Annotated in this window: 16 protein-coding genes, 2 tRNA genes and 3 rRNA genes; 11 read left to right on the top strand and 10 right to left on the bottom strand. The window is 55.6% G+C overall.

Annotation, left to right across the window (positions count from 1 at the left end):
* The first annotated feature begins 3 nt into the window (after positions 1-3).
* Positions 4-717 (top strand): lipoate--protein ligase family protein, encoded by a 714-nt coding sequence (locus AABC73_RS03800; RefSeq protein ID WP_341522526.1) that lies wholly within the window; start codon positions 4-6, stop codon positions 715-717.
* 29 nt (positions 718-746) lie between these two features.
* Here the strand turns inward: AABC73_RS03800 and crp are convergent, their stop codons facing one another.
* Positions 747-1,391 carry a cAMP-activated global transcriptional regulator CRP gene (gene crp, locus AABC73_RS03805; RefSeq protein WP_341522527.1) on the bottom strand — a complete coding sequence of 215 codons (645 nt, stop codon included), beginning with the start codon at positions 1,389-1,391 and terminating at the stop codon, positions 747-749.
* A 209-nt stretch (positions 1,392-1,600) separates the two neighbouring features.
* Here crp and AABC73_RS03810 point away from each other — a divergent pair, with 209 nt between their 5' ends.
* Positions 1,601-2,023: an OsmC family protein gene (locus AABC73_RS03810; RefSeq protein ID WP_331150497.1), complete on the top strand. Its 423-nt coding sequence runs from the start codon at positions 1,601-1,603 to the stop codon at positions 2,021-2,023.
* 284 nt (positions 2,024-2,307) lie between these two features.
* Positions 2,308-3,102, top strand: a complete 795-nt coding sequence (speD, locus tag AABC73_RS03815; protein ID WP_341522528.1) for an adenosylmethionine decarboxylase — start codon at positions 2,308-2,310, stop codon at positions 3,100-3,102.
* 70 nt (positions 3,103-3,172) lie between these two features.
* Here the strand turns inward: speD and AABC73_RS03820 are convergent, their stop codons facing one another.
* From AABC73_RS03820 to hemJ, 7 genes are all read right to left on the bottom strand, one after another.
* Complete coding sequence (locus AABC73_RS03820) at positions 3,173-3,367, bottom strand: hypothetical protein (RefSeq protein ID WP_341522529.1); 195 nt, start codon at positions 3,365-3,367, stop codon at positions 3,173-3,175.
* Positions 3,368-3,507: 140 nt separating this feature from the next.
* Positions 3,508-4,155 (bottom strand): 2-polyprenyl-3-methyl-6-methoxy-1,4-benzoquinone monooxygenase, encoded by a 648-nt coding sequence (gene coq7, locus AABC73_RS03825; protein WP_020292759.1) that lies wholly within the window; start codon positions 4,153-4,155, stop codon positions 3,508-3,510.
* Positions 4,156-4,281: 126 nt separating this feature from the next.
* Positions 4,282-4,620 carry a histidine triad nucleotide-binding protein gene (locus AABC73_RS03830; protein ID WP_331150500.1) on the bottom strand — a complete coding sequence of 113 codons (339 nt, stop codon included), beginning with the start codon at positions 4,618-4,620 and terminating at the stop codon, positions 4,282-4,284.
* Positions 4,621-4,724: 104 nt separating this feature from the next.
* Positions 4,725-5,516 (bottom strand): SDR family oxidoreductase, encoded by a 792-nt coding sequence (locus tag AABC73_RS03835; RefSeq protein ID WP_341522530.1) that lies wholly within the window; start codon positions 5,514-5,516, stop codon positions 4,725-4,727.
* 58 nt (positions 5,517-5,574) lie between these two features.
* A complete protein-coding gene (locus tag AABC73_RS03840; RefSeq protein ID WP_341522531.1) occupies positions 5,575-6,483 on the bottom strand; it encodes a DUF805 domain-containing protein in 909 nt (302 codons plus the stop codon).
* Positions 6,484-6,559: 76 nt separating this feature from the next.
* Positions 6,560-7,528, bottom strand: coding sequence for a nitronate monooxygenase family protein (locus tag AABC73_RS03845; RefSeq protein ID WP_341522532.1), 969 nt, complete (start codon positions 7,526-7,528; stop codon positions 6,560-6,562).
* A 38-nt stretch (positions 7,529-7,566) separates the two neighbouring features.
* Positions 7,567-7,989, bottom strand: coding sequence for a protoporphyrinogen oxidase HemJ (gene hemJ, locus AABC73_RS03850; protein ID WP_065831810.1), 423 nt, complete (start codon positions 7,987-7,989; stop codon positions 7,567-7,569).
* Between the two features lie 134 nt (positions 7,990-8,123).
* Here hemJ and argC point away from each other — a divergent pair, with 134 nt between their 5' ends.
* Entirely contained in the window at positions 8,124-9,158 is a 1,035-nt protein-coding gene (gene argC, locus AABC73_RS03855) for an N-acetyl-gamma-glutamyl-phosphate reductase (RefSeq protein WP_341522533.1), read from the top strand.
* A gap of 168 nt (positions 9,159-9,326) precedes the next feature.
* Positions 9,327-9,677, top strand: a complete 351-nt coding sequence (gene erpA, locus AABC73_RS03860; RefSeq protein ID WP_020292766.1) for an iron-sulfur cluster insertion protein ErpA — start codon at positions 9,327-9,329, stop codon at positions 9,675-9,677.
* 77 nt (positions 9,678-9,754) lie between these two features.
* Here the strand turns inward: erpA and AABC73_RS03865 are convergent, their stop codons facing one another.
* A complete protein-coding gene (locus AABC73_RS03865) occupies positions 9,755-10,849 on the bottom strand; it encodes an anhydro-N-acetylmuramic acid kinase (protein WP_341522534.1) in 1,095 nt (364 codons plus the stop codon).
* Between the two features lie 3 nt (positions 10,850-10,852).
* Positions 10,853-12,292, bottom strand: a complete 1,440-nt coding sequence (locus AABC73_RS03870; protein ID WP_341522535.1) for a peptidoglycan DD-metalloendopeptidase family protein — start codon at positions 12,290-12,292, stop codon at positions 10,853-10,855.
* Between the two features lie 211 nt (positions 12,293-12,503).
* Between AABC73_RS03870 and tyrS the strand changes: the two genes are divergently transcribed.
* From tyrS to rrf, 6 genes are all read left to right on the top strand, one after another.
* On the top strand, positions 12,504-13,703 hold the full coding sequence (gene tyrS / locus AABC73_RS03875; protein WP_341522536.1) for a tyrosine--tRNA ligase: 1,200 nt from the start codon (positions 12,504-12,506) through the stop codon (positions 13,701-13,703).
* A 500-nt stretch (positions 13,704-14,203) separates the two neighbouring features.
* A 16S ribosomal RNA gene (locus AABC73_RS03880) occupies positions 14,204-15,742 on the top strand.
* Positions 15,743-15,865: 123 nt separating this feature from the next.
* A tRNA-Ile gene (locus tag AABC73_RS03885) sits at positions 15,866-15,942 on the top strand.
* A 30-nt stretch (positions 15,943-15,972) separates the two neighbouring features.
* Positions 15,973-16,048, top strand: a tRNA-Ala gene (locus AABC73_RS03890).
* 251 nt (positions 16,049-16,299) lie between these two features.
* Positions 16,300-19,193: ribosomal RNA gene (locus tag AABC73_RS03895) — 23S ribosomal RNA — on the top strand.
* A 151-nt stretch (positions 19,194-19,344) separates the two neighbouring features.
* Positions 19,345-19,460, top strand: a 5S ribosomal RNA gene (gene rrf / locus AABC73_RS03900).
* Together the 16S, 23S and 5S rRNA genes with 2 tRNA genes alongside form the textbook arrangement of a ribosomal RNA operon.
* Positions 19,461-19,481 lie beyond the last annotated feature (21 nt).

Here is a 19,481-nt window from a genome sequence, read left to right on the forward strand (position 1 = left end):
ACCATGTCTGACCTGGTTGTTGATATCTGCGTCGAAGCGGGCCTGCAGGCTGAGCAGGATTTGCTGGCGAAGGTGTGCGCGGGCGAAGCCGATTATGGCCTGTTGCTGTGGCGTCCGCTGGATCGCGCGTTGGTCATGCCACGCCGCATGAGTCGCCTGCCGGGGTTTACCGAAGCCAGCGAAACACTGGCCGACAGTGGCTGGCCGATCCTGTTGCGCGAGAGCGGCGGCGAGCCGGTGCCGCAATCTTCAGCCACGGTGAACATCGCGCTGGTGTACGCCCAACCCGCCAGCGACCTTGATCGCGACCGCATCGAAATTGCCTACCGACGTTTGTGTCAGCCGATTCTCGATGTCTTGAGTGAATTGGGTGGAGCTGCTTCGTTGGGTGAGGTCGAAGGCGCGTTCTGCGACGGACGTTTCAACGTCAACCTCGACGGCCGCAAAATGGTCGGCACGGCCCAGCGTTGGCGGCAGAGCCAGGGCGGCACACGGCCTGTTGTTCTCGCCCACGGCGCACTGCTGGTGGATAACGAGCGCCAGGAAATGGCAGCGGCGGTCAATCGCTTCAATGAGATCTGCGAGCTGGAACAGCGGGTTCGGGCTGACAGCCATATTGCATTGCGTGAGGCGTTTGCGGTTGAGGGTGTGCTGGAAAAGCTGGCGGATGTTTATGTGGCAATGCTTGCGCAGCTGGGTCACCGCGTATTCCCGTAGGGTTTTGTGTTTGCTGCGCCCGCGCCCGCTCACCGCGTCCCAAACACCACCATGGTCTTGCCTTTGACGTGGACCAGCTTCTGTTCTTCCAGTGCCTTGAGCACCCGGCCGACCATTTCCCTTGAGCACCCCACAATCCGCCCGATTTCCTGACGGGTGATCTTGATCTGCATGCCGTCGGGGTGGGTCATGGCGTCGGGTTGCTTGCACAAATCCAGCAAAGTCCCCGCCACGCGGCCAGTGACGTCCAGAAACGCCAGATCGCCGACCTTGCGCGTGGTATTGCGCAGGCGCTGAGCCATCTGGCCGCCGATGGCGTACAGGATGTCCGGCTCTTGCTGAGTCAATTCGCGGAATTTGCTGTAGCTGATTTCAGCCACTTCGCACTCGGTCTTGGCGCGAACCCAGGCGCTGCGCTCGGATTCTTGCCCCGCTGCTTCGAACAGCCCCAGTTCGCCGAAAAAATCACCGGTATTGAGGTAGGCGACAATCATCTCGCGCCGTTCATCGTCCTCGATGACCACCGTCACCGATCCCTTGACGATGAAAAACAGCGATTGCGCAGGGTCGCCCGCACAAATAATGTTGGTCTTGGCAGAGCAGCGGCGGCGCTGGGCGTGGGACAGGAGCTTATCCAGATTCTTTATTTTGGGCGCGAGCGTGATAGCAACCATGCTTATTTTCCGAAAAAAGGTACGTCGCCGTAGGGCACTTCAATTGTTATCGGCAGCAACTCTCATTTACCGTAACCCGGACACCGAGATTCAGCGACATTTAGGAAATTTCCTACTTTTTTATTTCGAAAAGGCATTTAGCCCTGCATCCAGCCGGCGCTTGCCGCGTGCTAAGCTGGCGACCCTTTTTTAGCAGTGGAGTCCCGGCGATGAAGGCACGCATTCAATGGGCTGGTGAAGCCATGTTCCTCGGTGAATCCGGCAGCGGTCATGTGGTAGTCATGGACGGCCCGCCGGAAAGCGGCGGGCGCAATCTGGGTGTGCGGCCCATGGAAATGGTGCTGATCGGCCTGGGTGGCTGCAGTAACTTCGATGTGGTCAGCATTCTCAAGAAGTCCCGCCAGCCGATCGAGAGCTGCGAAGCCTTTCTCGAAGCCGAGCGCGCCACTGAAGATCCCAAGGTCTTCACCAAGATCCATCTGCATTTCGTGGTCAAGGGTCGCGGCTTGAAAGAAGCCCAAGTCAAGCGTGCCATCGAGCTGTCAGCCGAGAAGTATTGCTCGGCGTCGATCATGCTCGGCAATGCGGGCGTCGAAATTACCCACGATTACGAAATCATCGAATTGGGCTGAAACCGGTGGTCGGCGCGACTGTGCCGAACAGTGGCAAGCTCTGTTCAGACATCCAATTATCATAAAAGCGGCGCACACTCTGGCAGACAGCTTCTGACGTCTGCATAATGCGCCACTTTTTCAGGGCGCAGATCGCAGCTTTTTTTTGCGACCGTGCCCGAACTGACAACCAAAATCGCCAACGCGAAGAGGTGTTAACCGTCCTACGCAGCTGAGCCTGGCTCATCTGACGGGCATGCTTGATCACGTGGCCTGGGCCGCACATATATAGAGAGTTTTTAACGGTGAAAAGCAAACTCAAGCTCCACGGGTTCAATAACCTGACAAAGACCTTGAGCTTCAACATTTATGACATCTGCTATGCGGAAACTCCGCAGGACCAGCAGGCTTACGTCGAGTACATCAATAGTGTGTACGACGCCGAACGCCTGACGCGGATTCTCACAGATGTTGTCGATATCATTGGCGCCAACATCCTGAACATCGCCCGTCAGGATTACGATCCGCAAGGTGCCAGCGTGACCATCCTCATCTCCGAGCAGCCGGTGACGCCTACCGAAAGCCAGATTGAAGAGTCGCCGGGCCCGCTGCCGGAAACCATACTGGCGCACCTCGACAAGTCCCACATCACGGTCCACACCTATCCGGAGATCCATCCGGTGGATGGCATCGCGACGTTCCGCGTGGACATCGACGTTTCCACCTGTGGCGTTATTTCACCGCTCAAGGCGCTGAACTATCTGATCCACAAGTTCGAATCGGACATCGTGACGGTCGATTATCGTGTTCGTGGCTTCACGCGTGACGTCGAGGGCATGAAGCATTTCATCGATCACGAGATCAACTCCATTCAGAACTACCTCTCGGAAGACACGCGCAACGGTTACCAGATGACCGACGTGAACGTGTACCAGGAGAACCTGTTCCACACCAAGATGCTGCTCAAGAACTTCGAACTGGATAATTACCTGTTCGGCGATGCGACCAGCAATCTGTCGACTGAGCAACGCGAGCAAGTGACCTCCAGGGTCAAACACGAAATGCTGGAAATCTTTTACGGGCGCAATGTCGCCCTCTAAGTTTCAAGCAGCAAAAAAAGGCGCCTTCAAAGGCGCCTTTTTTTATGTGTGATGTTTGAAGTTTGACAGGTTACGGGTTTCTGGATTTGAGTTGCTGAACATAGTGCTGAAGGCTGCCGGTGATGAACAGGCAGTACGCCAACAGTTCCAGTCCTTCTTCAGTAGTGGTTTTCGCCAGGCGCTGATAACCCTCTTGCAAGATGTGATGCCGTGCTTCGGAAGGCGCTGTGGAGGCAGTTGAAGCGGTGCTTTGCCGGCTGGACATTGTGGCCCTCCTGGAAAAAGTCCCGATAGGGTACGCAGTCCAGGCCGAGCCTAAAACCCAATGATAAATGATAGTGATTATCGGAAAGGTAACAATTTGAAACAAAAGGCGCCCGGTGGATGGGCACCTTTAATGACGCGTTATATACGGTAGGTACTTTTTGTCATCACTTTGGCCAGCACGCTCATGCCAAACTTGATCGGCGCGGGAAACCGAAATCCACCCGCATCCAGGGCACTTTCGGCATGGCGCTCTTCATCGATACGCATCTGTTGCAGGATCGCGCGGGACTTTTCATCCTCGGCGGGGATTTGCTCAAGATGTTCGTTGAGGTGTTTGCAGACCTGATCTTCAGTCGCTGCCACGAAACCCAGGCTGACCTTGTCGCTGATCAGGCCTGCCACGGCGCCGATCCCGAACGACATGCCGTAAAACAGAGGGTTCAGCACGCTGGTGTGGCTGCCCAACTGGTGAATGCGTTGTTCGCACCAGACCAGATGATCGATTTCTTCTTCGGCCGCGTGTTCCATCGCTGCACGAACGTTGGGCAGCTTGGCGGTCAAGGCCTGGCCTTGATAAAGCGCCTGCGCACAGACTTCGCCGGTATGGTTGATGCGCATCAGCCCGGCGACGTGGCGGGTGTCGACGTCGCTCATTTCGGCTTCAGGTTGCACGATGGCAGGCGACGGCCGATAGGAGTAACCCTTGGATGGCAGCAAAGTGCGCATCGCGGCATCGGCCTGTAACAGAAGACGATCAATCGGGGAGTAGTGACGTTCGGTAGCCATGGGCACCTCCGGAAAAACCATGGCGGCCAGTCTACCGTAATCAGGCGTAAGAGGCTTGAGCTGGATCAGCCCGCTGCATGGCAATCAAGGCCTGCGGCGGGCTGCAAGTGCTTGAACTCGGGGCAATCAGCCCGGCGGCCAGTGCATCTGGCGCTGACCCAGAACATGCATGTGAATGTGATAAACGGTCTGTCCACCCAACTCATTGCAGTTCATGACGACCCGAAAACCATCTTCGCAGCCCAATTCCTTCGCCAGCCGTTGGGCGGTGAACAGAATATGACCGGCCAGACCCTTGTCGTCTTCGGTCAGGTCATTGAGGGTGCGGATCGCCTTTTTCGGGATGACCAGAAAATGCACCGGCGCCTGGGGCGCAATGTCGTGAAAGGCCAGTACCTGGTCATCTTCATAGATGATTTTGGCGGGTATTTCCCGGTTGATGATCTTGGTAAACAAAGTATCCACAGCCATTTGCTCCTTGTGGGTGGATGTTGAGTCGCTGATTAACTGACTGAGCGAGCGCATTCGAGTGTATCGATGCAGCCTTGGCGCGCCCAGCCGTTTGTCAGTCAGCGTGGGCAGTAAGATTTGTTAATGAGGCCGACGATACTGCGGTTCAACCAGCGTGAACCGAAACGTGGGCAGAACGCCAACAGCTTGTTGCGCCAACCTGGAATGATCACGGCACGGTTTTTCGCCAGGGCGCGGACCGCATACAGCGCGACTTCCTCCGGGCTCATCATGCGTTTGCTGTGCTCGAGCTTTTCACTTTGCAGTTGGGCGGTGCGCATGAACGGCGTGCGGGTCGGGCCGGGGCAAAGCACTGAAACCTTTATCCCGGTCTTCTTCACTTCTTCGCGCAAGCCTTCGGAAAAATTCAGAACATAGCCCTTGCTGGCGTGATAAGCGCTCATCCACGGGCCGGGACTAAAGGCCGCAATGGAAGAAACATTGAGGATCTGCCCGCCGCCTTGCAGCGCCATCAGATTGCCGACGGTGTGACACAAGCGGGTAAGGGCAAGAATGTTCAAGTCGATCAAGTCCTGCTCAAGCCCCCAGTCCTGCGCCAGGAACGGGCCACTGGTGCCGATGCCGGCACAATTGACCAGCAGGTCGATCTGATGTGCGCCTTCTTCCTCCAGCTCCAGCAGAAATCCGGACAACCGCAACGGTTCGCCCAGATCGCAGGCGCGAAACAGCACCTCGACGCCAAATCGCTGAGTCAGCTCGATGGCGACGGTTTCCAGCAAGTCACGCTGCCGTGCGACCAGAATCAGACTGCGCCCCCGCCGTGCCAGCGCTTCAGCCATTGCCAGGCCGATGCCGCTGGAAGCGCCAGTAATCAAGGCGTAACGGGTCATGCATTTCTCCATTCAGCGTGCAGCCAACCACGATTCATCATCAAACATGAAAATCGGACTATTTTTTTACTTCACTTTCTATGACGGTGTCCGAGTCTTCATCGCTCGGCGTCGCGGCGTCATCGTCATAAGGCAGCGATTGCTCGTACTCGACGGTCGAGTTTTCTAGCTCCGCCTGGATAGCGCTGAAGCCACCGACGATACCTGCGGTAATGATCAAGGCGAGGAACGCGACCCACAGCCACGCCAATACCTTCACCGACTGGCTATTGGGCGGCGCGGGCGGGCCATATTGATTCGCGCCCTGATTGCCCGGCATCACGACGATCAGGATCGGGAAGATGCTGTTGACGAAGGGAATCAGGTTCAACAGCAGCAGCCATCCCGACCAGCCGACGTCGTGCAGGCGTTGCACGCCGATCTGGACGCTGATGACCAGGAAGGCGATAAAGGCCAGAGTGGCAAGCAGCCCGCCGCCAACCAGTGAAACGCTCATGACGCCGGCGCAGAGTGCCGCGACCAGTAATGCCGCAACCATCAGCACCAGGCTCCAGGCCAGATACCGCACGCGGCCGATGCGCCCCTGCACGCTGAACACCTTGAGTGTCGAATATTGCAGCGGGGCCGCGCTAACCGGTGCGCGCGGCGGGGCATAGGGCGAGGCCGCATAGACGCCGATAGGCTCTGCATAGGCGCGTGGTTCTTCGATTTCTTCCAGGCTGAGGCTGATCGCCGGGTCCGCCTCAATGCGTGCATCGACGCCGGCGTTCGTCAACGCGCTGATATAACTCAGCGCGTCGGAATGAGTAAGGCCGCGCTTGAGTGCAATCGGCTTGCCGCTGAACAGCTTTTCCACCGCCGAGGTTTCACTCTTGAACAGCTGCGCAAGGTTCAGCTTGGCAGTTTGCAGGTCAACGCCGGTGCGCAGCTGCCCGTCGAACACTATCTTGTAGAGGGTATCGGCCATGGTTGGCTTCCTTGTCTTGAAATAAATGCGACGCGGGCGATCACGCTTGCGAAAGCGCGAGGCTCCCGGTCATAAATCAGCGGGGCCAAAGGCCAGCCAGTCGAGCGCTTGCGAGTTGTGCATTTCGGTATTCCGCGTCCAGACGCTGGATCAACTCCTCGACGCTGGGAAGATCCGCAATTCCACCCACGCCCTGGCCTGCCGACCAGACGGTTTTCCATGCCTTGGCCTCATCGCTGATGGGCTTGAGCTTCGAGCCGGAATCCGCGTCCCCCTTGCCTTGCAGCGCTGCCACGTTGAACCCGGCATTTTCCAGGCTTTGGCGCATGAAGCTGGCAGGTACCCCCGAAACAGCGGCGGTGTGCACGATATCGACGGCCTTGGACGACAGCAACATGTCTTTGTAGGCTTGCGGTGCGTGGCTCTCGCGGGTTGCGATGAATCGCGTGCCGAGATACGCCAGGTCCGCCCCCAGCAACTGCGCTGCGAGGATTTCGTGGCCATGGTTCAGACAACCGGCGAGGAGCAGGGTTTTGTCGAAGAACTGGCGAATTTCCGCAATCAGCGAAAAAGGGCTCCATGTTCCGGCATGTCCGCCAGCGCCGGCCGCCACCGCAATCAATCCATCGACGCCAGCTTCGGCCGCTTTTTCGGCATGCCGCCGCGTGGTCACGTCATGGAAAACCAGTCCGCCGTAACTGTGCACAGCGTCCACCAGCTCTTTTACCGCGCCCAGGCTGGTAATCACGATGGGTACTTTGTGTTCGATACAAATCGCCAGATCCGCCTGTAGGCGGGGATTGCTGTTGTGGACAATCAGGTTTACCGCGTACGGCGCGGGCTTTTCCAGCTGCGCCAGACCGGCTTCGATTTCTTCCAGCCAGCTTTTAAAACCGCTGCTTTCCCGCTGATTGAGGGCCGGAAAACTGCCAACGATCCCGTTGCGACAACAGGCCAGAACGAGATCGGGATTGGAAATCAGAAACATCGGGGCAGCCACCAGCGGCAGACGCAAGCGTTGTTCAAGCAGAACTGGCAGTGACATGAACGGTTCCCCGGTGCTGTAAGAGTCTTTATTAAAGCCTAGAAAGGTTTAACCACCACCAATATGACGATGGCCAGCAAAATCAATACAGGGATTTCATTGAACCAGCGATAAAACACGTGGCTGCGGCCGTTCTCGCCCCGGGCGAAGCGTTTGACCTGCGCGCCACAGACATGGTGATAGCCGATCAGCAACACCACCAGCGTCAGTTTCGCGTGCATCCAGCCTTGGCTCATGTACCCCGGTACGAGGCTGATCAGCCAGATGCCGAACACCAGCGTGGCAATCATCGCCGGGCCCATGATGCCCCGGTACAGCTTGCGTTCCATGGTGCAGAAGCGTTCACGGCTTACGGCGTCTTCGCTCAGGGAGTGGTAGACGAAAAGTCTCGGCAGGTAGAACAGGCCTGCAAACCAGCAGACCATTGAAACGATGTGAAAAGCTTTGATCCATAAAAGCATTTTTAGTTATTCCCAGGTTCACGGTGCGCAAATAGTAGTGGCTTGAGCGTCCATACGTCACGTTGTCGGTTGTCGCAGACGCGTTACGCCCATATTATCGACGGCTTTCCAGTTGGTACGCAGAGGGCAGGGTTATGGTCAAGGTCGGTATCGTCGGCGGCACGGGTTACACCGGAGTCGAATTGCTGCGTTTGTTGGCACAGCATCCGCAAGCTGAAGTGGTCGTCATCACTTCCCGATCCGAGGCGGGTCTGCCTGTCGCCGACATGTACCCGAATTTGCGAGGCCATTACGACGGGCTGGCCTTCAGCGTGCCGGACGTGAAGACGCTGGGCGCCTGCGACGTCGTCTTCTTCGCCACGCCGCACGGGGTTGCCCACGCGTTGGCGGGCGAACTGCTTGACGCCGGCACCAAGGTCATCGACCTGTCCGCCGACTTCCGTCTGCAGGATCCGGTGGAGTGGGCCAAGTGGTACGGCCAGCCCCACGGCGCGCCTGAGCTGCTAGAACAAGCGGTATACGGCTTGCCGGAAGTCAATCGCGAGCAGATCAAACACGCTCGCTTGATTGCTGTTCCAGGTTGCTACCCAACGGCGACCCAGCTGGGTTTCCTGCCATTGCTCGAAGCTGGCATCGCCGATAACACACGTTTGATCGCCGACTGCAAATCCGGTGTGAGCGGTGCGGGTCGTGGTTTGAGCCTGGGCTCGTTGTATTCCGAGGCCAACGAAAGCTTCAAGGCCTACGCGGTCAAAGGTCACCGTCACTTGCCGGAAATCACTCAGGGTTTGCGTCGCGCAGCGGGTGGTGATGTCGGTTTGACTTTCGTGCCGCACCTGACACCAATGATCCGTGGCATTCACTCCACGCTCTACGCAACGGTGACTGACAAGTCCATCGACCTGCAGGCGCTGTTCGAAAAACGTTATGCCAACGAACCGTTCGTCGACGTCATGCCTGCCGGTAGCCACCCGGAAACCCGCAGCGTGCGCGGCGCCAACGTGTGCCGCATTGCCGTGCATCGTCCACAGGGCGGTGATCTGGTGGTGGTGCTGTCGGTGATCGACAATCTGGTCAAAGGCGCGTCAGGCCAGGCTGTGCAGAACATGAACATCCTGTTCGGTCTGGACGAGAAGCTGGGTCTTTCCCATGCGGGGATGATGCCTTAAGAGCAGCTTTTAGCTGCGAACTTCAAGCGGCAAGAGTCAGGCGCAAGTGCTTGTAGCTTGAGGCTTGAAACTTGCCGCTGCTCCAGAATAGTTGACCAATTTTGTAGGAGAAGCGGATAATGCGCGTCATTACGCATTATGACGGCTTAGCGCCGGGAGATATCTAACATGAGCGTCGAATCCTTCACTCCAACGGCTTTGCAATTCACCCACGGTGCCGCGCACAAAGTGAAAAGCCTGGTCGATGAAGAGGGCAATGATCGCCTGAAGCTGCGTGTCTTCGTGACGGGTGGCGGCTGTTCCGGTTTTCAGTATGGCTTCACCTTCGATGAAGACGTTGCGGACGATGACACCATTGTCGAGCGCGAAGGCGTAAGTCTGGTTGTTGATCCGATGAGCTTCCAGTATCTGGCCGGTGCAGAAGTAGACTACCAGGAAGGACTGGAAGGCTCGCGCTTCGTGATCAAGAATCCGAATGCATCCACCACCTGTGGTTGCGGCTCGTCTTTCTCGATCTGATTGGCTGGTTGTACACATGAAAACGCCGCGCATATGCGCGGCGTTTTTCGTCGTGGCTCAGTTTCAGGCCGGGTCGATCAGGCCGGGTAAATTGCGCCCAGTACCCGCAGGCCCTTGGCGCCGGTGACTGTCGGACGATTGGCGGGCACGCCTTCCAGGCAGCAATGGGCCAGCCAGGCAAAGGCCATTGCCTCAACCCAGTCCGGATCAACACCAAAGGCTTCGGTGCTGCTGACTTTGGTATTGGGCAGCAATTGCGCCAGTCGATCGGTCAGCGCCACGTTGTGAGCGCCGCCGCCGCAGATCAGCAGTTCCTTGGTTTCGGACTGCGCGGACTGCAGGGATTCGGTGATCGTCAGGGCCGTCAGCTCCATCAACGTGGCCTGTACGTTTTCCGGGGCCAGAGTCGGCAGCTGGAACAGGTGATGATGCAGCCAGCCAAGATTGAATACTTCGCGGCCGGTACTTTTCGGGCCCTTGGTCAGGAAAAACTGATCGCTGAGCAAGGACTTGAGCAGCGCGGGATCAACTTGCCCGCTGGCGCCCCAGGCACCGTCCTTGTCGTAACTCTGACCGCGCTGGGATTGAATCCAGGCATCGAGCAGGACGTTGCCGGGACCGCAATCGAATCCGGTAACCGGCAGGTCCAGCTCGATGAGGCTCAAGTTACTGAAGCCCCCGATGTTCAATACTGCGCGGCGGTCCTTGTTGTCGTCGAACAGCGCTTCGTGAAATGCAGGCACCAGCGGAGCGCCCTGGCCACCTGCCGCGATGTCGCGACGACGGAAGTCGCTGACGACCGTGATCTCGGTGAGTTCTGCAAGCAGCGCCGGGTTGCCGATCTGCACGCTGAACCCGCGCGCTGGTTCGTGGCGGATGGTCTGGCCATGGCTGCCGATGGCGCGGATCTGGCCCGCAACCATGTTCTGCTCGCTGAGCAGGGTCAGCACGCCTTTGGCTGCGAGCTGTACCCACTTTTGCTCGGCAATGCCGGCGCGCGCCAGCTCATCCGGGCCGCTGGAACACAGGCCCAGCAGTTCTGCACGCAAGTCGTCAGGCATGGGAATGTAGTGGGTTGCCAGCAATCTCGGCCGGTCGTCTTGCTCCAACAGGGCTATATCGATCCCATCGAGGCTACTGCCGGACATCACACCAATATAGAAGAAGGCCATGGCTTATCTTTTGCTCGAGGCCAGCGTGGTGGCCTTTTCCTGTTCCATGCGAGCCATCAACGGCTGGCTCTGCTGCATGAACCGCTGTTTTTCGGATTTGGCGATTGGATCCGCCATCGGCAATTTCTGACCCAGAGGGTCAACGTGCACGCCATTGACCTGGAACTCATAGTGCAAGTGAGGTCCTGTCGACAGGCCGGTGGTACCAATATAGCCGATCACCTGGCCTTGTTTGACACTGCCGCCGGTTTGTATGCCTTTGGCAAAACCTTGCATGTGGCCGTACAGCGTCCGATAGGTCTCGCCATGCTGGATGATCACGGTATTGCCGTAGCCGCCACGGCGACCTGCAAGCAACACCTTGCCATCGCCGGTGGCCTTGATCGGCGTGCCGCGCGGGGCTGCATAATCAACGCCTTTGTGAGCGCGGATCTTGTTCAGGATCGGATGCTTGCGGCCCAGGGAAAACATCGAACTGATGCGGGCATAGTCCACCGGAGTACGGATGAAGGCCTTGCGCATGCTGTTGCCGTCAGCAGTATAGTAATTGGTATTGCCCTGCTTGTTGGTATAGCGGACTGCAGAATAGGACTTGCCGTGGTTAGTGAAGCGGGCAGACAGAATATTGCCGGTGCCGACAGTCTTGCCGTTCACGACTTTCTGTTCGTAGATCACGTCAAATTCGTCACCCTTGCGGATGTCCTGGGCGAAGTCGATGTCGTAACCGAAAATGTTGGCCATATCCATGGTCATTGCATGAGAAAGGCCTGCGCGCTGCGCGGATTGCGAGAGCGAGCTGTTGATCACACCATGCGCATAGGCGCTCCGTACGTTGGGCTTGCTGATTTCTCGGCCAAAGGTATAGCCCTTGTCGGTCCGGGAAATGCTGATGCTTTCCAACTCGCTGATCTTGCTGTGCAGCTGCTTCAGCTGGCCTTCAGGGGAAAGCTCGAACTGCAGGATCTGGCCGTTTTTCAACTGGCTGAATTGCTTGGCCTGCTTATCGCTGGCCAGGACCTCATGCACGGTCGTGGCGGGTAGCCCGACTTTTTCGAACAGCGTGGAAAGCGTATCGCCCCTGGCGACGGCGACTTCCCGGTGATTCGCGTTCTTGGCCGCGACAGCAGGGGCCTTCGGCTGCGGTGCAGCTTCCTTGGCGGACTCTGCGGTGGCGTTTTCCTGCGATTCCTCAGCGCCATTGTCGATCTGGGCAAACGGCGATTCGGTGGTGTCCGGTGTGGCTTGAATCGATTCTTGAGCGTCTTGTTGTTCTGTGAGCTGATCTGTGGGGATTTCCAGATCAAGATTCAATGTGGTTTTTTTGGCTTCAACGTCACTTGAAGGGAATACCAGGAGAGCCAGGCTCAGCAAGGCGGCGATGCCGCTTGCAGCGAGCAGGTGGGTCTTCGGATAAAGCGGAGGCGCTTTAGGCGGTGTATTCATAGGTAATTTTGACTTTGAAAAGATGAATTGGAAAAGATGAATGACATGATGAAGATGAAATAACTGTATAAAATATAACCAAAACCTGCCTGAAGCAACCCTGCCAAACGTTTCAATTTATGATTCGGCGCCGGGTGCTGGGCAAAACTTTGTAAACGGGCCCTGATCTTGTATGGTTGGTTCCCTTTAAATAGGCGATGACGGGGCTTATATGAAGTCGGTTGAAGAGCAGCTGGCGCTAATCAAGCGCGGGGCGGATGAACTCCTGGTCGAGGCTGAGCTGATTACCAAGCTCAAGCGCGGCCAGCCACTACGTATTAAAGCCGGGTTCGACCCAACGGCACCTGATCTGCATCTGGGTCACACCGTGCTTATTAATAAGCTGCGTCAGTTTCAGGACCTCGGTCACCAGGTCATCTTCCTGATCGGCGACTTCACCGGCATGATCGGTGATCCGAGCGGCAAAAGCGCAACGCGTCCGCCGCTGACTCGCGAGCAGGTGCTGGATTACGCCGAAACCTACAAGTCCCAGGTATTCAAGATCCTTGATCCGGCCAAAACCGAGGTGGCATTCAATTCCACCTGGATGGATCAACTGAGCCCTGCGGATTTCATTCGGCTGTCTTCGCAATACACCGTGGCGCGTATGCTTGAGCGCGACGACTTCGACAAGCGTTACAAGACCAACCAACCCATCGCCATCCACGAATTCCTCTATCCGCTGGTCCAGGGTTATGACTCCGTTGCGTTGCGTGCGGATGTCGAGCTGGGTGGTACCGACCAGAAATTCAATCTGCTGATGGGTCGCGAGTTGCAGCGCGCTTATGGGCAAGAGGCTCAATGCATTCTGACCATGCCGTTGCTGGAAGGTCTGGACGGCGTGAAGAAGATGTCCAAGTCGCTGGGTAACTATGTAGGTATCCAGGAAGCGCCGGGCATCATGTACAGCAAGCTGGTGTCGATTCCCGATGCGCTCATGTGGCGCTACTTCGAGCTGCTGAGCTTCCGCTCCATGGAAGAAATCAACGGCTTCAAGGCTGATTGCGAAGCGGGTGCGAATCCGCGCGACATCAAGATCAAGCTCGCTGAAGAAATAGTGGCGCGTTTCCATGGTGAAGAAGCAGCGGCTTCCGCGCACCGTTCTGCGGGCAACCGTATGAAGGAAGGTGAGCTGCCGGACGATCTGCCGGAGATCGCATTGGCTGCTGCTGACGATATGCCGATCGCCGCTGTCCTTAATAAGGCAGGCCTGGTGAAGAACTCTGCGGTGGCGCGTGATCTGTTGGCGTCCGGCGGTGTGCGTATAGATGGTGAGGTCGTGGATCGCACCTTCGTATTCAAGCTGGGCGCGACGCATGTCTGTCAGGCTGGGAAGAAGGCTTTCGGGCGTATTACGCTTAATTTGGAATAAGCGTAAATTAACGGTTGACGGCCTCTCGAATCTGTCTATAATTCGCACCTCTTCCGGAGCAGATGAAACGGAAAACTCCTTGGTAATCAAGTAGTTAGCCGGTTTGATTGGCGAGGAAGAGGTTTCGATGAGTTGATCGAAAGCGGTGAAAAAAGGTGGTTGACAGCAGATTGTAACGCTGTAGAATTCGCCTCCCGCTCACGAGCAACGCGAAGTTGATCGAAGCGCAAGTGGTTGAAGTTGCAAAGGAAACTTTGAAAACTTCGAAAAATAACCGCTTGACAGTAACTGGTGCTGCTGTAGAATGCGCGCCTCGGTTGAGACGAAAGAATCAACCCACCGCTCTTTAACAATTGAATCAAGCAATTCGTGTGGGTGCTTGCGCTGTCAGACTGAAGTCAACTGATTATCAGCATCGTAAGTTACTCCGCGAGAAATCAAAGAAATAACCAACGATTGCTGAGCCAAGTTTAGGGTTTTCTCAAAACCCAAAGATGTTTGAACTGAAGAGTTTGATCATGGCTCAGATTGAACGCTGGCGGCAGGCCTAACACATGCAAGTCGAGCGGCAGCACGGGTACTTGTACCTGGTGGCGAGCGGCGGACGGGTGAGTAATGCCTAGGAATCTGCCTGGTAGTGGGGGATAACGCTCGGAAACGGACGCTAATACCGCATACGTCCTACGGGAGAAAGCAGGGGACCTTCGGGCCTTGCGCTATCAGATGAGCCTAGGTCGGATTAGCTAGTTGGTGGGGTAATGGCTCACCAAGGCGACGATCCGTAACTGGTCTGAGAGGATGATCAGTCACACTGGAACTGAGACACGGTCCAGACTCCTACGGGAGGCAGCAGTGGGGAATATTGGACAATGGGCGAAAGCCTGATCCAGCCATGCCGCGTGTGTGAAGAAGGTCTTCGGATTGTAAAGCACTTTAAGTTGGGAGGAAGGGCCGTTACCTAATACGTATCGGTTTTGACGTTACCGACAGAATAAGCACCGGCTAACTCTGTGCCAGCAGCCGCGGTAATACAGAGGGTGCAAGCGTTAATCGGAATTACTGGGCGTAAAGCGCGCGTAGGTGGTTTGTTAAGTTGAATGTGAAATCCCCGGGCTCAACCTGGGAACTGCATGCAAAACTGGCAAGCTAGAGTATGGTAGAGGGTGGTGGAATTTCCTGTGTAGCGGTGAAATGCGTAGATATAGGAAGGAACACCAGTGGCGAAGGCGACCACCTGGACTGATACTGACACTGAGGTGCGAAAGCGTGGGGAGCAAACAGGATTAGATACCCTGGTAGTCCACGCCGTAAACGATGTCAACTAGCCGTTGGGAGCCTTGAGCTCTTAGTGGCGCAGCTAACGCATTAAGTTGACCGCCTGGGGAGTACGGCCGCAAGGTTAAAACTCAAATGAATTGACGGGGGCCCGCACAAGCGGTGGAGCATGTGGTTTAATTCGAAGCAACGCGAAGAACCTTACCAGGCCTTGACATCCAATGAATCTGCCAGAGATGGCGGAGTGCCTTCGGGAGCATTGAGACAGGTGCTGCATGGCTGTCGTCAGCTCGTGTCGTGAGATGTTGGGTTAAGTCCCGTAACGAGCGCAACCCTTGTCCTTAGTTACCAGCACGTAATGGTGGGCACTCTAAGGAGACTGCCGGTGACAAACCGGAGGAAGGTGGGGATGACGTCAAGTCATCATGGCCCTTACGGCCTGGGCTACACACGTGCTACAATGGTCGGTACAGAGGGTTGCCAAGCCGCGAGGTGGAGCTAATCCCAGAAAACCGATCGTAGTCCGGATCGCAGTCTGCAACTCGACTGCGTGAAGTCGGAATCGCTAGTAATCGCGAATCAGAATGTCGCGGTGAATACGTTCCCGGGCCTTGTACACACCGCCCGTCACACCATGGGAGTGGGTTGCACCAGAAGTAGCTAGTCTAACCTTCGGGGGGACGGTTACCACGGTGTGATTCATGACTGGGGTGAAGTCGTAACAAGGTAGCCGTAGGGGAACCTGCGGCTGGATCACCTCCTTAATCGAAGACCTTAGCTGTAGCGTAAGTTCCCACACGAATTGCTTGATTCATTGAAGAAGACGATTAGAAGCAGCTTTAAGCTCCACGCTGATAGCTCAGGCTAGCGGCTACAAGCTCGAAATTGGGTCTGTAGCTCAGTTGGTTAGAGCGCACCCCTGATAAGGGTGAGGTCGGCAGTTCGAATCTGCCCAGACCCACCAATTTTGTGTGGGAAACGCCTGTAGAAATACGGGGCCATAGCTCAGCTGGGAGAGCGCCTGCCTTGCACGCAGGAGGTCAACGGTTCGATCCCGTTTGGCTCCACCACTTACTGCTTCTGTTGCCTGTAAAGCTTAGAAATGAGCATTCCATCGTGTGATGGTGAATGTTGATTTCTAGTCTTTGATTAGATCGTTCTTTAAAAATTTGGGTATGTGATAGAAATATAGACTGGTAGCCACTTTCACTGGTGGGTATCAGGCTAAGGTAAAATGTGTGAGTTGCTCTTAAGTGAGCAAGCGTACGAATTTTCGGCGAATGTCGTCTTCACAGTATAACCAGATTGCTTGGGGTTATATGGTCAAGTGAAGAAGCGCATACGGTGGATGCCTTGGCAGTCAGAGGCGATGAAAGACGTGGTAGCCTGCGAAAAGCTTCGGGGAGTCGGCAAACAGACTGTGATCCGGAGATGTCTGAATGGGGGAACCCAGCCATCATAAGATGGTTACCTTACACTGAATACATAGGTGTATGGAGCGAACCAGGGGAACTGAAACATCTAAGTACCCTGAGGAAAAGAAATCAACCGAGATTCCCTTAGTAGTGGCGAGCGAACGGGGACCAGCCCTTAAGTTATCTTGAGATTAGCGGAACGCTCTGGAAAGTGCGGCCATAGTGGGTGATAGCCCTGTACGCGAAAATCTCTTGGTAATGAAATCGAGTAGGACGGGGCACGAGAAACCTTGTCTGAACATGGGGGGACCATCCTCCAAGGCTAAATACTACTGACTGACCGATAGTGAACTAGTACCGTGAGGGAAAGGCGAAAAGAACCCCGGAGAGGGGAGTGAAATAGATCCTGAAACCGTATGCGTACAAGCAGTGGGAGCCCACTTTGTTGGGTGACTGCGTACCTTTTGTATAATGGGTCAGCGACTTATTTTCAGTGGCGAGCTTAACCGAATAGGGGAGGCGTAGCGAAAGCGAGTCTTAATAGGGCGTCTAGTCGCTGGGAATAGACCCGAAACCGGGCGATCTATCCATGGGCAGGTTGAAGGTTGGGTAACACTAACTGGAGGACCGAACCGACTACCGTTGAAAAGTTAGCGGATGACCTGTGGATCGGAGTGAAAGGCTAATCAAGCTCGGAGATAGCTGGTTCTCCTCGAAAGCTATTTAGGTAGCGCCTCATGTATCACTGTAGGGGGTAGAGCACTGTTTCGGCTAGGGGGTCATCCCGACTTACCAAACCGATGCAAACTCCGAATACCTACAAGTGCCGAGCATGGGAGACACACGGCGGGTGCTAACGTCCGTCGTGAAAAGGGAAACAACCCAGACCGTCAGCTAAGGTCCCAAAGTTATGGTTAAGTGGGAAACGATGTGGGAAGGCTTAGACAGCTAGGAGGTTGGCTTAGAAGCAGCCACCCTTTAAAGAAAGCGTAATAGCTCACTAGTCGAGTCGGCCTGCGCGGAAGATGTAACGGGGCTCAAACCATACACCGAAGCTACGGGTATCACCTTCGGGTGATGCGGTAGAGGAGCGTTCTGTAAGCCTGTGAAGGTGAGTTGAGAAGCTTGCTGGAGGTATCAGAAGTGCGAATGCTGACATGAGTAACGATAATGGGTGTGAAAAACACCCACGCCGAAAGACCAAGGTTTCCTGCGCAACGTTAATCGACGCAGGGTTAGTCGGTCCCTAAGGCGAGGCTGAAAAGCGTAGTCGATGGAAAACAGGTTAATATTCCTGTACTTCTGGTTACTGCGATGGAGGGACGGAGAAGGCTAGGCCAGCTTGGCGTTGGTTGTCCAAGTTTAAGGTGGTAGGCTGGAATCTTAGGTAAATCCGGGATTCTAAGGCCGAGAGCTGATGACGAGTGCACTTTTAGTGCGCGAAGTGGTTGATGCCATGCTTCCAAGAAAAGCTTCTAAGCTTCAGGTAACCAGGAACCGTACCCCAAACCGACACAGGTGGTTGGGTAGAGAATACCAAGGCGCTTGAGAGAACTCGGGTGAAGGAACTAGGCAAAATGGCACCGTAACTTCGGGAGAAGGTGCGCCGGTGGAGGTGAAGCATTTACTGCGTAAGCCCCTGCTGGTCGAAGATACCAGGCCGCTGCGACTGTTTATTAAAAACACAGCACTCTGCAAACACGAAAGTGGACGTATAGGGTGTGACGCCTGCCCGGTGCCGGAAGGTTAATTGATGGGGTTAGCTAACGCGAAGCTCTTGATCGAAGCCCCGGTAAACGGCGGCCGTAACTATAACGGTCCTAAGGTAGCGAAATTCCTTGTCGGGTAAGTTCCGACCTGCACGAATGGCGTAACGATGGCGGCGCTGTCTCCACCCGAGACTCAGTGAAATTGAAATCGCTGTGAAGATGCAGTGTATCCGCGGCTAGACGGAAAGACCCCGTGAACCTTTACTATAGCTTTGCACTGGACTTTGAATTTGCTTGTGTAGGATAGGTGGGAGGCTTTGAAGCGTGGACGCCAGTCTGCGTGGAGCCAACCTTGAAATACCACCCTGGCAACTTTGAGGTTCTAACTCAGGTCCGTTATCCGGATCGAGGACAGTGTATGGTGGGTAGTTTGACTGGGGCGGTCTCCTCCTAAAGAGTAACGGAGGAGTACGAAGGTGCGCTCAGACCGGTCGGAAATCGGTCGTAGAGTATAAAGGCAAAAGCGCGCTTGACTGCGAGACAGACACGTCGAGCAGGTACGAAAGTAGGTCTTAGTGATCCGGTGGTTCTGTATGGAAGGGCCATCGCTCAACGGATAAAAGGTACTCCGGGGATAACAGGCTGATACCGCCCAAGAGTTCATATCGACGGCGGTGTTTGGCACCTCGATGTCGGCTCATCACATCCTGGGGCTGAAGCCGGTCCCAAGGGTATGGCTGTTCGCCATTTAAAGTGGTACGCGAGCTGGGTTTAGAACGTCGTGAGACAGTTCGGTCCCTATCTGCCGTGGACGTTTGAGATTTGAGAGGGGCTGCTCCTAGTACGAGAGGACCGGAGTGGACGAACCTCTGGTGTTCCGGTTGTCACGCCAGTGGCATTGCCGGGTAGCTATGTTCGGAATAGATAACCGCTGAAAGCATCTAAGCGGGAAACTAGCCTCAAGATGAGATCTCACTGGGACCTTGAGTCCCCTGAAGGGCCGTCGAAGACTACGACGTTGATAGGCAGGGTGTGTAAGCGCTGTGAGGCGTTGAGCTAACCTGTACTAATTGCCCGTGAGGCTTGACCATATAACACCCAAGCAATTTGCGACTCGAAAGAGACAGATTGCGGTGACTGTGAAGACGACACGAACCGAAAGTTCGGACGCACACAAATGACACCTGACTATCACATACCCGATTTGCCGAAACGTCGAAAGACGCGTCGGTACCCGAATTTCTTGACGACCATAGAGCATTGGAACCACCTGATCCCATCCCGAACTCAGCAGTGAAACGATGCATCGCCGATGGTAGTGTGGGGTTTCCCCATGTGAGAGTAGGTCATCGTCAAGATTGAATTCCAGAACCCCTGAT

The organism is Pseudomonas sp. G.S.17, assembly GCF_038096165.1.
Classification (GTDB): Bacteria; Pseudomonadota; Gammaproteobacteria; order Pseudomonadales; family Pseudomonadaceae; genus Aquipseudomonas.

What these genes read in the sequence shown, in the direction of transcription:
- hemJ (WP_065831810.1), bottom strand. Translation starts at nt 7,989, where the DNA reads ATGCTTTTATGGATCAAAGCTTTTCACATCGTTTCAATGGTCTGCTGG.
- coq7 (WP_020292759.1), bottom strand. Translation starts at nt 4,155, where the DNA reads ATGGCTACCGAACGTCACTACTCCCCGATTGATCGTCTTCTGTTACAG.
- tyrS (WP_341522536.1), top strand. Translation starts at nt 12,504, where the DNA reads ATGAAGTCGGTTGAAGAGCAGCTGGCGCTAATCAAGCGCGGGGCGGAT.
- AABC73_RS03870 (WP_341522535.1), bottom strand. Translation starts at nt 12,292, where the DNA reads ATGAATACACCGCCTAAAGCGCCTCCGCTTTATCCGAAGACCCACCTG.
- AABC73_RS03840 (WP_341522531.1), bottom strand. Translation starts at nt 6,483, where the DNA reads ATGGCCGATACCCTCTACAAGATAGTGTTCGACGGGCAGCTGCGCACC.
- AABC73_RS03810 (WP_331150497.1), top strand. Translation starts at nt 1,601, where the DNA reads ATGAAGGCACGCATTCAATGGGCTGGTGAAGCCATGTTCCTCGGTGAA.
- AABC73_RS03835 (WP_341522530.1), bottom strand. Translation starts at nt 5,516, where the DNA reads ATGACCCGTTACGCCTTGATTACTGGCGCTTCCAGCGGCATCGGCCTG.
- argC (WP_341522533.1), top strand. Translation starts at nt 8,124, where the DNA reads ATGGTCAAGGTCGGTATCGTCGGCGGCACGGGTTACACCGGAGTCGAA.
- AABC73_RS03865 (WP_341522534.1), bottom strand. Translation starts at nt 10,849, where the DNA reads ATGGCCTTCTTCTATATTGGTGTGATGTCCGGCAGTAGCCTCGATGGG.
- AABC73_RS03800 (WP_341522526.1), top strand. Translation starts at nt 4, where the DNA reads ATGTCTGACCTGGTTGTTGATATCTGCGTCGAAGCGGGCCTGCAGGCT.
- AABC73_RS03820 (WP_341522529.1), bottom strand. Translation starts at nt 3,367, where the DNA reads ATGTCCAGCCGGCAAAGCACCGCTTCAACTGCCTCCACAGCGCCTTCC.
- crp (WP_341522527.1), bottom strand. Translation starts at nt 1,391, where the DNA reads ATGGTTGCTATCACGCTCGCGCCCAAAATAAAGAATCTGGATAAGCTC.
- AABC73_RS03845 (WP_341522532.1), bottom strand. Translation starts at nt 7,528, where the DNA reads ATGTCACTGCCAGTTCTGCTTGAACAACGCTTGCGTCTGCCGCTGGTG.
- erpA (WP_020292766.1), top strand. Translation starts at nt 9,327, where the DNA reads ATGAGCGTCGAATCCTTCACTCCAACGGCTTTGCAATTCACCCACGGT.